Origin of the sequence: Pseudomonas faucium (assembly GCF_021602585.1) — a bacterium.
Lineage (GTDB): Bacteria > Pseudomonadota > Gammaproteobacteria > Pseudomonadales > Pseudomonadaceae > Aquipseudomonas > Aquipseudomonas faucium.
In genome coordinates, this window is record NZ_BQIP01000004.1 from 1 (window position 1) to 11,956 (window position 11,956).

Annotated in this window: 12 protein-coding genes; 4 read left to right on the plus strand and 8 right to left on the minus strand. The window is 66.3% G+C overall.

Annotated features, from left to right (window positions below; translation table 11 throughout):
- Nucleotides 1-124 precede the first annotated feature (124 nt).
- From L6D75_RS06475 to L6D75_RS06510, 8 genes are all read right to left on the minus strand, one after another.
- Nucleotides 125-1,177 (minus strand): AI-2E family transporter, encoded by a 1,053-nt coding sequence (locus tag L6D75_RS06475; protein ID WP_176516562.1) that lies wholly within the window; start codon nt 1,175-1,177, stop codon nt 125-127.
- Nucleotides 1,178-1,189: 12 nt separating this feature from the next.
- Nucleotides 1,190-1,972, minus strand: a complete 783-nt coding sequence (locus tag L6D75_RS06480; RefSeq protein ID WP_176516564.1) for a DUF4892 domain-containing protein — start codon at nt 1,970-1,972, stop codon at nt 1,190-1,192.
- A gap of 109 nt (nt 1,973-2,081) precedes the next feature.
- The gene (locus L6D75_RS06485) at nt 2,082-2,936 is read right to left on the minus strand and encodes an alpha/beta hydrolase (protein ID WP_176516566.1); all 855 of its coding nucleotides are present in this window, start codon (nt 2,934-2,936) and stop codon (nt 2,082-2,084) included.
- Nucleotides 2,933-3,721 carry an alpha/beta fold hydrolase gene (locus L6D75_RS06490; protein WP_176516567.1) on the minus strand — a complete coding sequence of 263 codons (789 nt, stop codon included), beginning with the start codon at nt 3,719-3,721 and terminating at the stop codon, nt 2,933-2,935. Before L6D75_RS06490 ends, L6D75_RS06485 begins: the two co-directional genes overlap by 4 nt.
- Nucleotides 3,722-3,815: 94 nt before the next feature.
- A complete protein-coding gene (locus tag L6D75_RS06495; RefSeq protein ID WP_176516569.1) occupies nt 3,816-4,187 on the minus strand; it encodes a hypothetical protein in 372 nt (123 codons plus the stop codon).
- Nucleotides 4,188-4,299: 112 nt separating this feature from the next.
- Nucleotides 4,300-4,758, minus strand: coding sequence for a phosphohistidine phosphatase SixA (sixA, locus tag L6D75_RS06500; protein WP_176516571.1), 459 nt, complete (start codon nt 4,756-4,758; stop codon nt 4,300-4,302).
- Nucleotides 4,755-5,102, minus strand: coding sequence for a DUF4389 domain-containing protein (locus L6D75_RS06505; protein ID WP_176516573.1), 348 nt, complete (start codon nt 5,100-5,102; stop codon nt 4,755-4,757). Before L6D75_RS06505 ends, sixA begins: the two co-directional genes overlap by 4 nt.
- 28 nt (nt 5,103-5,130) lie before the next feature.
- The gene (locus tag L6D75_RS06510) at nt 5,131-6,156 is read right to left on the minus strand and encodes an NAD(P)H-dependent glycerol-3-phosphate dehydrogenase (protein WP_176516575.1); all 1,026 of its coding nucleotides are present in this window, start codon (nt 6,154-6,156) and stop codon (nt 5,131-5,133) included.
- Between the two features lie 115 nt (nt 6,157-6,271).
- Here L6D75_RS06510 and L6D75_RS06515 point away from each other — a divergent pair, with 115 nt between their 5' ends.
- From L6D75_RS06515 to fabA, 4 genes are all read left to right on the plus strand, one after another.
- Entirely contained in the window at nt 6,272-8,419 is a 2,148-nt protein-coding gene (locus L6D75_RS06515) for a TonB-dependent receptor plug domain-containing protein (protein ID WP_176516577.1), read from the plus strand.
- Entirely contained in the window at nt 8,419-9,309 is an 891-nt protein-coding gene (locus L6D75_RS06520; RefSeq protein ID WP_176516579.1) for an ABC transporter substrate-binding protein, read from the plus strand. Before L6D75_RS06515 ends, L6D75_RS06520 begins: the two co-directional genes overlap by 1 nt.
- Nucleotides 9,306-11,237, plus strand: coding sequence for an ATP-binding protein (locus tag L6D75_RS06525; RefSeq protein WP_176516581.1), 1,932 nt, complete (start codon nt 9,306-9,308; stop codon nt 11,235-11,237). Before L6D75_RS06520 ends, L6D75_RS06525 begins: the two co-directional genes overlap by 4 nt.
- 201 nt (nt 11,238-11,438) lie before the next feature.
- Nucleotides 11,439-11,954, plus strand: a complete 516-nt coding sequence (gene fabA / locus L6D75_RS06530; RefSeq protein ID WP_054899906.1) for a 3-hydroxyacyl-[acyl-carrier-protein] dehydratase FabA — start codon at nt 11,439-11,441, stop codon at nt 11,952-11,954.
- Nucleotides 11,955-11,956: the final 2 nt, after the last annotated feature.

The following is an 11,956-nucleotide window of genomic DNA, read 5'->3' on the forward strand; positions in this document are numbered from 1 at the left end:
AAGAAAGCGTAAAGATTTGGGTTTTGCGGTGGTTTTACCGGCCTCATCGCCGGCAAGCCGGCTCCCACAAGGTTCGGCTCAGGGCCTGTGGGAGCCGGCTTGCCGACGATGGGGCCGGTGCAGGCTAGCGCTGCGGCGTCTGCTGCCCCGCGTTGCGGCTCCAGTCCAGCAGCAGGCTGTAGCCCACTGCCAGCAAGGTCGGCCCGATGAACAAGCCAATGAAGCCAAAGGCAATCAGGCCACCGAACACACCGAGCAGCACGATCACCAACGGCAAATTGCCGCCGCGGCTGATCAGGTAAGGCTTGAGTACGTTGTCCACGCCGCTGATGACGAAGGTGCCCCAGATACCCAGGAACACCGCCATCCCGTACTCCCCCTTCCACACCAGCCAAGCGGTCGCGGGGATCCAGGCCAGCGGCGGCCCCATGGGGATCAGGCTCAGCATGAACGTCACCAGGCCCAGCACGATGGCGCCGGGTACACCGGCGATCACGAAGCCGATCAGCGCCAGCAGCGCCTGGGCCGCGGCGGTGCCGATCACGCCGTTGACCACCCGCTGCACGGTGCCTGCCACCAACTCCAGGTAATACTCGGCGCGATCACCCGCCAGCCGCTGTAGCAGGCGCAGCACGAACGCCGCCAGGCGCGGGCCGTCACGGTAGAAGAAGAACACGAACACCAGACTCAGGGACAATTCCAGCATCCCGCTGCCGATCTGCGCACTGCGCGCCAGCAGCCAGTTGCCCACCTGGCCCAGGTACGGCTTGACCGAAGCCATCAGCGCGGCGCCTTGCTGGTCCATCGATTGCCACCAGCGGACCAGGCGCTCACCCACCAGGGGCACGCTGCCCAGCCAGTCCGGCGCCTCGGGCAGGCCACCGACCTGCACGTCACGCACGAATGCCGTCGCGTCGCGGATGTGGTCGGCCAGGTTGAACCCCAGCCACACCAGCGGCAACGCCACGATCAGGATCCAGGCGCTGGTCAGCAGGCTCGCGGCCAGGGTTTCGCGCCCGCCGAGCACCCGCGTCAGCAGGCGCATCAATGGCCAGCTGGCAAAGGCCAGGATGGCGCCCCACAACAAGGCTGAAATGAAAGGCGCCATCACCCACAACGCGGCACCGAGCAATGCCAGCAATACGATCTGGACCAACAGGCGGTCATGGTTGGCCATGGTGGCACTCGTTCAACGGATCAGTTCCAGGTGCAGGCCATCGGTAGGAGCGCTGCCGACTTCGAGGCGGTTGCTGCGCACCCCGGCCTTGACCAGTTGCTCGCGCCAGCTTTCGGCCTGTTCGCCGCTGAGGCTGGCACGCAGGGTGCTGTCAAGGTTCAGGCTGCGGCTGAGCAAGCCGACCCAGGCCGGCTGTGGCGCGCTCAGGTCAGGGTAGTCGAGCTTGCCAGTGTCGCGCATTTCGCGCAGCACGGTGGCGGCCGTGGGCAGCAAGTCGCCGAGCGGGCTGCCGGCCACGAACTCTTCGACGTGCAGGTAGGCGCGGCGGTTGCCGCGGGTGACGCTGTACAGCGCAACCAGGGTGTCGGCCTCTTCGGCGGAGCGGCGCAGGAGGATGAATGCCTGCTGCTCGTCGCCGCCATTGAGGCGTGCGTTGCCGAACACATCGTTGGCCCACAGGCTGGCTTCGCCGCAGTCGCGGCCCTGGCACCAGAACAGCGGGTAGCCGCCGTCGTGCTGCAGTTCCTCGCGGGCGCTGGTAAAGGCTTCGCGCGCGGTACGCTCGACCGGCAGCTCGTAGGTCACCGAGCTGACCTGGCCGCGGCTCTCGACCTTGTCGTCGACGCGCAGGCGGCCGCTGATCTTGCGCAGCGGGCCCATCGGGTAGATGCGCTCCTGCTCCACGGCCGGGCGCTGGTCGACCACCTTGGCATCCACCGGCACTGGCAGGCTGCCGGCCCACAACAACGGGCTGGCGAGCCCCAGGCAGCCGGCAACGAGAACTCGAATGCTCATCGGCCACCCATGCCGCACGCGGCGCCGGTGAAAAGTTGATGGATGTCTGGCATGTACATGGTTGTCTCCCTGTTCAACCCGCCAAGCCTCGACACTTGTCCGGTGCAAGTCAAGCAAAGCCAAAGAAGCGATTGAAACAGTCTGCGACAAGGGCCGCACCCTGTTCGTCGTTCAGGTGCAGGTGATGCCCGCCGGGCAACACCACTTGCTCGAAGGGTAGCTGCTCCAGCAGTTCGGTGTGGCGCGCCAGCATGCCGTCGGCGGCCACCACCAGGCAGGCCGGGCATGCGACGCGGCGCACATGGGCCATCGCCTGGGCCTGGCTCAGGCGCACCGGCGAGGGCAAGGTCAGGCGGCTGTCGCTGCGCCAGCTGTATCCGCCGGGCACGGGCATCAGCCCGCGCTGGGCCAGCAGCTCGGCGGCCTCGCGGCTGACGGCGACCATGCCTTTCATTCGTGCCTGCACGCCCTGTTCCAGGCTCGGGTACACCGACTTGCGCTTGCCATCCAGGCGCAGCTGGGCCTGCAGGGCCATCCCCAAGCGCTCGCCGGCGTCCTGTTCGGCGCCGGTGGGCGGGATGACGCCGTCGATCAGCGCCAGGTGGCTGACCCGATCAGGCAAGGCACTGGCCAGTTGCAGCGAGATGATCGCCCCCAGCGAATGCCCCAGCAGGGCAAAGCGCTGCCAGCCCAGCTGTTCGGCCACCCGCAGCACGTCGTGGGCATAGTCGGCCAGGGCGTAGCCTGCGCCTGGCGGGCGGTGTTCGGAGTAACCGTGCCCGGCAAGGTCCAGGGCGACGATGCGCAGGCCTTTGAGTTGCGGCGCCAGGCGGGCGAAGCTGTTGGCATTGTCCAGCCAGCCATGCAGGGCGATCACCGGCAGGCCGTCCTGCGGGCCGAACAGGTGCGCGGCCAGTTCGATATGGCCCAGGCTCAGGCGCACTTCCTCGACCTGCGCGCTCACGCCTGGCTCCAGCGGTCGAACAGGCCCTTGATCAGGCTGGCGGTATCGGTCGGGCGCTCCAGCGGGAACATGTGGCCGCCGGGCACACTGTGGTATTCGCCCCTGGGCATGCCGCGCACGGCCAGGGTGTGATGGTGGCGGATCACATTGCTGCGATCGCCGCGCACCATCGCCAGCGGCACCTGCAGTTGCCGCGCGGGGGCTGGGCTGGCGTGGGGGATGCTGCGGTAGATGCTGATTTCGGTGGCCGGGTCGAAGCGCAGGCGCAGGCCCTGCTCGCCCTCCTCCAGGCCATGTTGCAGATAGGCTTCGAGGCATTCGGGGTCGAAATGGCGGAACAGGCTTTTGCTGGCGAAGTAGTCCCGCGCGCTGTCGCGGTCGCTGAAGGCCTCGCGCCGGCCCAGGGTGCGCCCTGCCGGGGTGATGCGGTCGATGAAGCCAAAGCGCTTGGCGGTGCGCAGCAGCCACTGGTCGGCGCGGGTCAGCACCGGCGAATCCAGCATCACCACGCCGCGGTAGTACTGTGGGCAACGCAAGGCCGCATGCAGGTGCAGCACGCCGCCCAGGGAATGGCCCACGCCCCACACCGGGGCTTCCTGGCTGGCCAGGTGGTGCAGCAGTTCATCCACCAGGTTCTGCCAGTTTTCGTTGACCGGGAAGCGCGGGTCGTGGGCGTGCTGGGCCAGGTGGCTGACTTGGTAGTCCGGCGCCAGGGCAGCGAACAGCTTGCCGTAGGTGGCCGAGGGAAAACCGTTGGCATGGGCGAAGAAGATCTGCTGCGACATGGCGCCTGGTCCGGACCGAGGAATGATGGCCTATTGTCGGCATCCTGCCGCCGCACGGCAACGTCCGGAAAGGTCATCGCCAAGGGCGTTCAGGTCAGGGGTTGTTGTCGAAACTGGCCAACGAGCGCTGCAGGCAGGCCTGCATGTAGGCCAGTTGCCCTTCCAGCGCCTCGCGGGCCAGGCGCTGGTCCTGGTAGTCGAGCTGCAGGCGCCGCAGCGCCAGGCAGCTGGCCTGCAGCAGGTGGGAAACCCGCAGGCAGGCGTCCTGGAGCTTGCGCAGTTCTTCCTCGCCCTGCAGGTTGCTGGCCTGTTCGGGCCCTGCGCTGCGCACCTTGCCCAGCAGGTGATACAGCTTGGCGTCGGCCGATTCGCGCAACAGGCTGTACTGGGCATAGTCCAGTACCTCGCCTTCGTTGAGTTTTTCCAGCGTGGGCTGCAGGTCCAGCGAACGTATCAGTTCTGCCATCAGACCACTCATACAACACTCCCTGGCAGGTTCAGCCACTGATCGATCCGGATGCAACGCTAGCAATGGATCCAATGCCCCGGCAACTGACAAAAATGCCAGTTGCCGTGGATCAGTGAGGCGAACTGATCGCCCGCAGGGTCATCAGGCCTGCCAACGGCCAGTCTCCCTCAAGCTCTGCAAGGCTTGCAGTGCTCATGGCGGCCGGTTGCTGGCCGTGGCCATGCTCGAGCATGCCCACCAACGTCCCGACCAGCGGTTGGTGGCTGACCAGCAAAACATGCTCCAGGCCCAGCCGTTCGATCTCGCCGATGGCCTGCTGCACGCTGCTTTCGGGGGTCAGCCAGGGCACGGTGCGCACCGGTTCGGCGAAGCCCAGGGTGTCGTGCACCAGCGCTGCGGTCTGCTGGGCGCGCACGTAGGGGCTGGCGATGATCGCCTGCAGCGGTTGCCCGAGCAGCCGCGCGGCGCTGTGCAGCACCTGCTCGCGGCCATGGGCGGTGAGCCGCCGCTCGGCGTCGGTGTTGGCCCGCGGCTCCGCTTCACCGTGGCGCAGAACCCACAGCTTCACAGCTTGGGCTCCTCGTCGCGTGCCGGGTGTGGCGCCGGGGCCACGGCGTGCGGGGTTTCGCCTTCGGGGGCACGCGGCGCCGGCCAGTCGGCGAACGGCCAAGGCTTGTTGTCGGTGTGGAAGGTGCCGAAGCGGCCGATCTGCGCCAGGTACTGGCTGAGGCTGTCGCCAAAGTTCATCAGGCTGGCGCTGGGCGCGCCGTAGACCAGCCGGTAGATCAGCTGCACCAGCACCAGGCCACCCAGCAGCAGCTCGGCCAGTTGCCAGACCACCAGGAACACCAGCATCCACAGCACGCGCAGGATGATCGACTCGCGCTGGGCGCGCTCGGGGGTATCGTTCATGTCTTGCTCCTTGCTCAGTGTCGGCGGCTCAGTTGAAACCGCTGGTGGAAATGAAGTCGACGTCGGTCTTGGGCTCGGCACGCATCAGGCGCTCGATGACCTGGTTGAGCGTGCGGCCTTCGAAGAGGATGGCGTGCAGGCCGGCCACCAGCGGCATGTACACCTGCACTTGCTCGGCCTTGGCCTTGAGCACCTTGAGGGTGTTGACCCCCTCGGCCACCTCGCCCAGGCGGTTGACCGCCTCTTCCAGGCTCAAGCCCTGGCCCAGCGCGTGGCCGACCTGGTAGTTGCGGCTCTTGGGCGAGGAGCAGGTGACGATCAGGTCGCCGACCCCGGCCAGGCCGAGGAACGTCATCGGGTTGGCACCCTGGCTCACGGCAAAGCGGGTCATTTCGGCCAGCGCGCGGGTGATCAGCATGCTCTTGGTGTTCTCGCCCATATCCAGGGCAACGGCCATGCCGGCGATGATCGCGTAGACGTTCTTCAGCGCACCGCCCAGCTCGACGCCGAAGCGGTCGGCACTGGCGTAGACGCGGAAGGTGCGCCCGTGCAGCACGGCCTGCACGCGCTGGCACAGTGCTTCGTCTTCACTGGCGACCACGGTGGCGGTCAGCGCGTGCTCGGCGATCTCGCGCGCCAGGTTCGGGCCCGACAGCACACCGATTCGGGCCTGGGGCGCGATCTCCTCGAGAATCTGGCTCATCAGCTTGAAGCTCTGCGCCTCGATGCCCTTGGTCAGGCTGACCAGGCATTTGCCCCGCAAAAGCTCGGCATGCGGGGCCAGCACGCTGCGCAGGGCGCTCGATGGCAGGGCAACGAAAACCAGGTCGCAGGCCTGCAAGGTCGCCAGCAGGTCGTTGACCGGCTCGACACCATCGTGCAGGCGGATACCCTTGAGGTACCGCGGGTTCTCGCGGTTGACGCGCATCGCCTCGGCCTGCTCGGGGTCGCGCATCCATTGGCGCACCGGCACACCGTTCTCGGCCAGCAGGTTCGCCACGGCGGTGCCGAAGCTGCCGCCTCCCAGAACTGCAACAGGTTGCTGTTCAGTCATATTCAATCCGTTAAAGCCATAAGTTAAGTGGCGACCCCGCCATTATACGGCGCGCCTGCGCCAGAGCCAGTGGCCATGCGGTAGATCACTGGCAAAACCGCACCGGTCAGTTAACATGCGTGTTTCAACCCTGATACAAGGCCGTATCGTGTTTCCTGGCACGCCTCCCTACCCTCGCCTGCTGCTGCTCACCGCCTTGCTCGGCGGCCCGGCCATGGCCGACGATCTGTTCATCGACAACACCGACCTGCCGCAGGTTCTGACCGCCACGCGGCTCAAACAATCCCCGGCAGCGGTGCCCGGCAGCATGACCGTGCTCGACAGCGAACTGATCCGTGCCAGCGGTGCCCGCGACATCCCGGAGCTGCTGCGCCTGGTACCGGGCATGATGATCGGCTATGGCGCCGGCAACCAGCCGACCGTCAACTATCACGGCACCAACGTCAACGAAGCGCGGCGCATGCAGGTGTTGATCGATGGCCGCTCGGTGTACCGCGCGGGCCTGGCCACGGTGGACTGGAGCGACATCCCGGTGGCGCTGGAGGATATCGAGCGCATCGAGGTGTTCCGCGGCCCCAACACCGTCAGCTACGGCGCCAACGCGCTGATGGCGGTGGTCAACATCCTCACCCGCAACCCGGCCGACAGCCACGGCACGCGCATGAAGCTGACCCGCGGCCAGGACGGCATCGACGACTACTACCTCAGCCACGGCCTGGGCTGGGACGGCGGCGACCTGCGCCTTTCGGTGTCGGGCCAGAAGGACGACGGTTTCGATGAAAACCAGTTCGGCCAGAACTACCGCGACAGCCGCCGGGCGAACCGCTTCAACCTCAGCGTCAGCCATACCCTGGCGCCGAACCAGACCCTGGAATGGCAGCTGGCGGCCAAGGAAGGCAGCAACCAGCGGCCCTACACCTACCAGCCGGTGTTCCCCTTCGTCACCGAGAGCGGCGACAACGCCGACGTCAATGCCAAGGATTACGCCGGCTCCGTGCGCTGGAACATCGACTTCAACCCCGAGCACAGCCTCTATGTGCAGGGCTCGGCGCAGCATTTCGACCGCCAGCAGGTCTGGCGCGCCTGCGACGCGGCGCTGTCGTTCAGCCCGGAGCTGACCCGGCTGTGGCAGCTGAACCCGAATTTCGCCGAGCTGGTTGCACGCGGCGCCAACAACCCGCCCAGCAGCAGCAACCCCGAAGAGCAGGCGCTGGTCGATGCGATCAAGAACCAGTGGAACAACCAGGGCGGCAGCAACGTGGTTTGCGGCGATGTCGACCAGAGCACCCGGGAAACCCGCTACGACCTGGAAATCCAGGACACCCTGAGCCTTACCGACAGCCTGCGCCTGCTCAGCGGCATGAACTACCGCTACGATCGCGCCGACTCGCAGACCTACTTCGACGGCAGCCTCGACGACCAGACCTGGCGCCTGTTCGGCCAGCTCGAGTGGCGCGCCGACGAGCACTGGATCCTGCAGGGCGGTGCGATGTTCGAAGACTCGAAGCTGTCCGGCAGCTCGCTGACCCCGCGCATGGCGGTGAACTACCTGATCACCCCGCGCCACGGCTTGCGCGCGGTGTATTCCGAGGCGGTGCGCTCGCCCGACATGTTCGAGAACAACGTCAACTGGAGCTACACGGTCAAGAACCTGACCCCCAACGCCTTCGGCCAGCAGCACGGCGAATACTTCGTCAAGACCCGCGGCCCGGGCGACCTCGAGCAGGAGCGCATGCGCTCGCGCGAACTGGGCTACAACGGCCAGTTCAGCGACATCGACCTGAACATGGATGTGAAGCTGTTCTACGACGAGATCACCGGAATGATCAGCGAGCCTTTGCGCAACAACCAGTACATCGCCAGCAATGCCAACAAGGCCCGCTTCAGTGGCAGCGAAGCGCAGTTCGATTGGCGCGCCACCCGCCGCGACCGCCTGCGCCTGACCTATGCCTATGTCGACGCCTGGGCCAGCAACCCCGCCGACAGCGCCAACACCGCCCGCAACAGCGGCTCGGCCGGCTGGCTGCGCGAATGGGGCCAGGGCTGGTCGAGCGCGCTGTTCTACTATGGCGACGATGCGCTCAACCAGTACCGCTACGAGCGCCTCGACCTGCGCGTGGCCAAGCGCTTTCGCATCCAGGGCAGCAACCTGGAGCTGGCCGCGCTGTGGCAACAGCGCCTGGACGATGAACCCACCACCCTGGTGCAGAACCGCTACGACAGCCGCCACCGCCTGAGCGTGAGCGCGGAGCTGGAGTTCTGATGGCCCGTCTGCTGCGCCTGCTGCTGTTCTGTCTCTGGCCCTTAGGCTCGCTGTGCGCCAGCGAGATCCTGGTGGTCGGTGGCGAGGATCAGCCCGGCATCCGCAGCTTTGCCACGGCCCTGGAAAGCCGTCGCAGCCATGACCAGGTGCGGTTCCAGACCGTCGCCGAACTGCCGCGCCCCAGCCAGCTGAAGGCCGACACGCGCCTGGTGCTGCTCGACAGCGCCGCGCTGGACTGGCGCCTGGCGGAAAACGCCGGGCCGCCGGCCCTGGCCATGCGCATCAGCCGGGTGCAGGCCGAACAGCGCCTGGGAAAGTCGCGCCCCGGCTACCTGACCCTGCTGTGGAGTGACCCGCCGCTGGCTCGGCAGTTGCGCCTGGCCCGCTACCTGCTGCCGCAGGCCCAGCGCATCGGCGTGCTGTATGGCGAGCACAGCCACTTCCTGGTCGATGAACTGCGCCAGGCGGCGCGCCCGCTGGGCCTGGAAATCGTCGCCCAGGACTGGCCCGACCAGCGTGACAGCCGGCCCCTGCAGCACCTGCTGGGCAGCAGCGACGTGCTGCTGGGCCTGGACGACCCCGACCTGTACAACTCCAAGACCGCAAAGAACGTGCTGCTCAGCAGCTACGGCCGGCAGATGGCGCTGATCGGCCCGAACGCAGGTTTTGTCCGCGCCGGCGCCCTGGCCAGCACCTACAGCGACCAGGACGACTGGCTGGCGGTACTCGACCAGTTGCTCGACCACCCGCCCGCGCGCTGGCCGCGCAGCCTGTACCCGGCCCGTTTCGGAGTCAGCGGCAACCAGCAGGTGGCGCGTGCCCTGGGCCTTGAAGCGATCGATCCGAAGGCCACTGCCAAGGCCCTGGCCGAAGGAGAACCCACCCCATGAGCAAACGCCTGAGCTGGGACATCCACACCCGCACTCAGATCATCAGCCTGGGCCCTGCGCTGCTGCTGACCCTGCTGCTGATCAGCTTCTTTACCTTCGTGCGCATCCAGGACCTGCGCCAGGAGCTCAACCACACCGGCCAGCTGATCGCCAACCAGCTCGCGCCGGCCTCCGAATACGGGGTGATCTCCGGCAACAACGAAGTGCTCGAAGGGTTGATGCGCGCCACCTTGAGCATCCCCCACGTGCGCTTTCTCGAGGTCCAGGACAGCCGCAACCATATCCTGGTGTACGTCGAGCAGTCCGACGAGAGCAGCAACCGGGCGCAGCGGGTCGAAGTGTTCCAGGCGCCGATCCGCCTGCAGCAGATTCGCCTGGACAACGACTTCCTCCAGGAAGGCAAAGCCTCGCCGCCGTCGATCGGCGACGATTATCTAGGGCGGGTGATCGTCGGCATGTCGGATGACGCCTTCAGCCAGCGCCAGCAGGAAATCGTCATCAAGGCCGGCATCCTGGCGCTGTTCGCATTGCTCTTCACCTTCTTGCTCGCGCGCCGCCTGGCGCTGAGCCTGGCCAAGCCGATCAGCGACATGGGCCATGCGGTCAAGGCCATCCAGCAAGGCGAATACGACGCACCGCTGCCGGAGGTCGATGACAGTGAACTGGGCCATCTGGCGCGCCATATCAACAACCTGGCCAGCGCCCTGGAGCAGGCCAGCGTCGAGCAGAAGCAGGCGATTGCGCAGTTGATCCAGGCCCGTGAGGAGGCCGAGCAGGCCAACGGCGCCAAGTCGGAATTCCTGGCAATGATGAGCCACGAGTTGCGCACCCCCATGAATGGCGTGCTGGGCATGCTGCAGCTGCTGGAAACCACCCAGTTGACCAGCGAGCAGGCCGAATACACGGCCGTGGCCAGCGAATCCACCGGGCACCTGCTGAAGGTGATCAACGACATCCTCGACTTCTCGCGGATCGAGCGCACTACCCTGGAGCTTGAGCGCATCGACTTCAACCTGGGCGAGCTGGTGGCCAGCAGCGTGCAGTCGTTCCAGCACAGCGCACAGCAGCGCGGGCTGGAGCTGCACCTGCAACTGCCGGAGGGCGATGAGCAGGTCCAGGTGGTCGGCGACCCGACGCGCATTCGCCAGGTGCTCTTGAACCTGGTGGGCAACGCCTTGAAGTTCACCGAGCGCGGCCAGGTGCAGGTGCAGGCGCGCTGGCAGGTGCTCGACCGCCAACAACTGTGGTTCACCTGCAGCGTGCGCGACACGGGCATCGGCATCGACAGCGAGCGCCTGGAGATGATGTTCGTCGCCTTCCAGCAGGCCGACAGTTCGATTTCCCGCCGCTATGGCGGCACCGGGCTGGGCCTGTCGATCGCCCGCACCCTGGCCGAGCGCATGGGCGGCAAGCTGCGTGGCGAAAGCCGCGAGGGCCTGGGCTCGACCTTCACCCTGGAAATGCCCCTGGCCCTGGCCAGCCCCGCGCCTGCGGCGTTGCCGGGCAGCACCCTGGAGCCGGCGCCGATGGCCGCAGGCGAGCGCATCCTGCTGGTGGAGGACAATCCGGTCAATCAAAGCGTCATCGAGGCCATGTTGCGCAGCCTGGGCCTGGAGGTGAGCGTGGCCCACGACGGCCTCCAGGCCGTCGAGCAGGTCAGCCAGCAACGTTTTTCCGCGGTGCTGATGGATTGCCGCCTGCCCCAGCTGGACGGCTACGAGGCCACCCGGCGCATCCGCCTGCTGCCTGGCACCGCGCAGCTGCCGATCATCGCCCTGACCGCCAACGCGCTACAGGGCGATCGCGAACGCTGCATGGCCGCCGGCATGAACGATTACCTGAGCAAACCGTTCCGCCGCACCGACCTGCAAAGGATATTGCAACGCTGGTTACCCGGCCGGACAGCCGCGACTGGCGATAAATGCTAAAGTGCGGCAGTCTTAAGGACTGGACAGGACCTTCGCCGGCCCTGAAAATAGACGTTTCAGTGCACACCTGTACTTCTTTCGCCAGGTGCGCTGTGACTTTCACCACAACGCAATAGTCTACCTGTAGGCTGCCGCCCGGAGAGATGCCGGGTTGGCCGGGAAGATTCATCCCCTGCCACAGGGGGTTATTGAGGAGCTCGCATGACCAAACAACACGCCTTTACTCGGGAAGACCTGCTGCGCTGCAGTCGCGGTGAGCTGTTCGGCCCAGGTAATGCGCAACTGCCCGCGCCGAACATGCTGATGGTCGATCGCATCACCCATATCAGCGAAGAAGGCGGCAAGTACGGCAAAGGTGAATTGGTCGCCGAGCTGGATATCACCCCGGACCTGTGGTTCTTCGCCTGCCACTTCGAAGGCGACCCGGTAATGCCAGGCTGCCTGGGCCTCGATGCCATGTGGCAGCTGGTCGGCTTCTTCCTCGGCTGGCAGGGCCTGCCAGGCCGCGGCCGTGCGCTGGGTTCGGGCGAAGTGAAGTTCTTTGGCCAGGTATTGCCTACCGCCAAGACCGTCACCTACAACATTCACATCAAGCGCGTCCTGAAGGGCAAGCTGAACATGGCCATCGCCGATGGCTCGGTCAGCGTTGACGGCCGCGAGATCTACACTGCCGAAGGCCTGCGGGTCGGCGTGTTCACCTCCACTGACAATTTCTAAGG

Excerpts from the sequence above, each read along its gene's own strand:
- L6D75_RS06475 (WP_176516562.1), bottom strand. The coding sequence starts at position 1,177 with ATGGCCAACCATGACCGCCTGTTGGTCCAGATCGTATTGCTGGCATTG.
- L6D75_RS06480 (WP_176516564.1), bottom strand. The coding sequence starts at position 1,972 with ATGAGCATTCGAGTTCTCGTTGCCGGCTGCCTGGGGCTCGCCAGCCCG.
- L6D75_RS06490 (WP_176516567.1), bottom strand. The coding sequence starts at position 3,721 with ATGTCGCAGCAGATCTTCTTCGCCCATGCCAACGGTTTTCCCTCGGCC.
- L6D75_RS06495 (WP_176516569.1), bottom strand. The coding sequence starts at position 4,187 with ATGGCAGAACTGATACGTTCGCTGGACCTGCAGCCCACGCTGGAAAAA.
- L6D75_RS06505 (WP_176516573.1), bottom strand. The coding sequence starts at position 5,102 with ATGAACGATACCCCCGAGCGCGCCCAGCGCGAGTCGATCATCCTGCGC.
- L6D75_RS06510 (WP_176516575.1), bottom strand. The coding sequence starts at position 6,156 with ATGACTGAACAGCAACCTGTTGCAGTTCTGGGAGGCGGCAGCTTCGGC.
- L6D75_RS06515 (WP_176516577.1), top strand. The coding sequence starts at position 6,272 with ATGCGTGTTTCAACCCTGATACAAGGCCGTATCGTGTTTCCTGGCACG.
- L6D75_RS06520 (WP_176516579.1), top strand. The coding sequence starts at position 8,419 with ATGGCCCGTCTGCTGCGCCTGCTGCTGTTCTGTCTCTGGCCCTTAGGC.
- L6D75_RS06525 (WP_176516581.1), top strand. The coding sequence starts at position 9,306 with ATGAGCAAACGCCTGAGCTGGGACATCCACACCCGCACTCAGATCATC.
- fabA (WP_054899906.1), top strand. The coding sequence starts at position 11,439 with ATGACCAAACAACACGCCTTTACTCGGGAAGACCTGCTGCGCTGCAGT.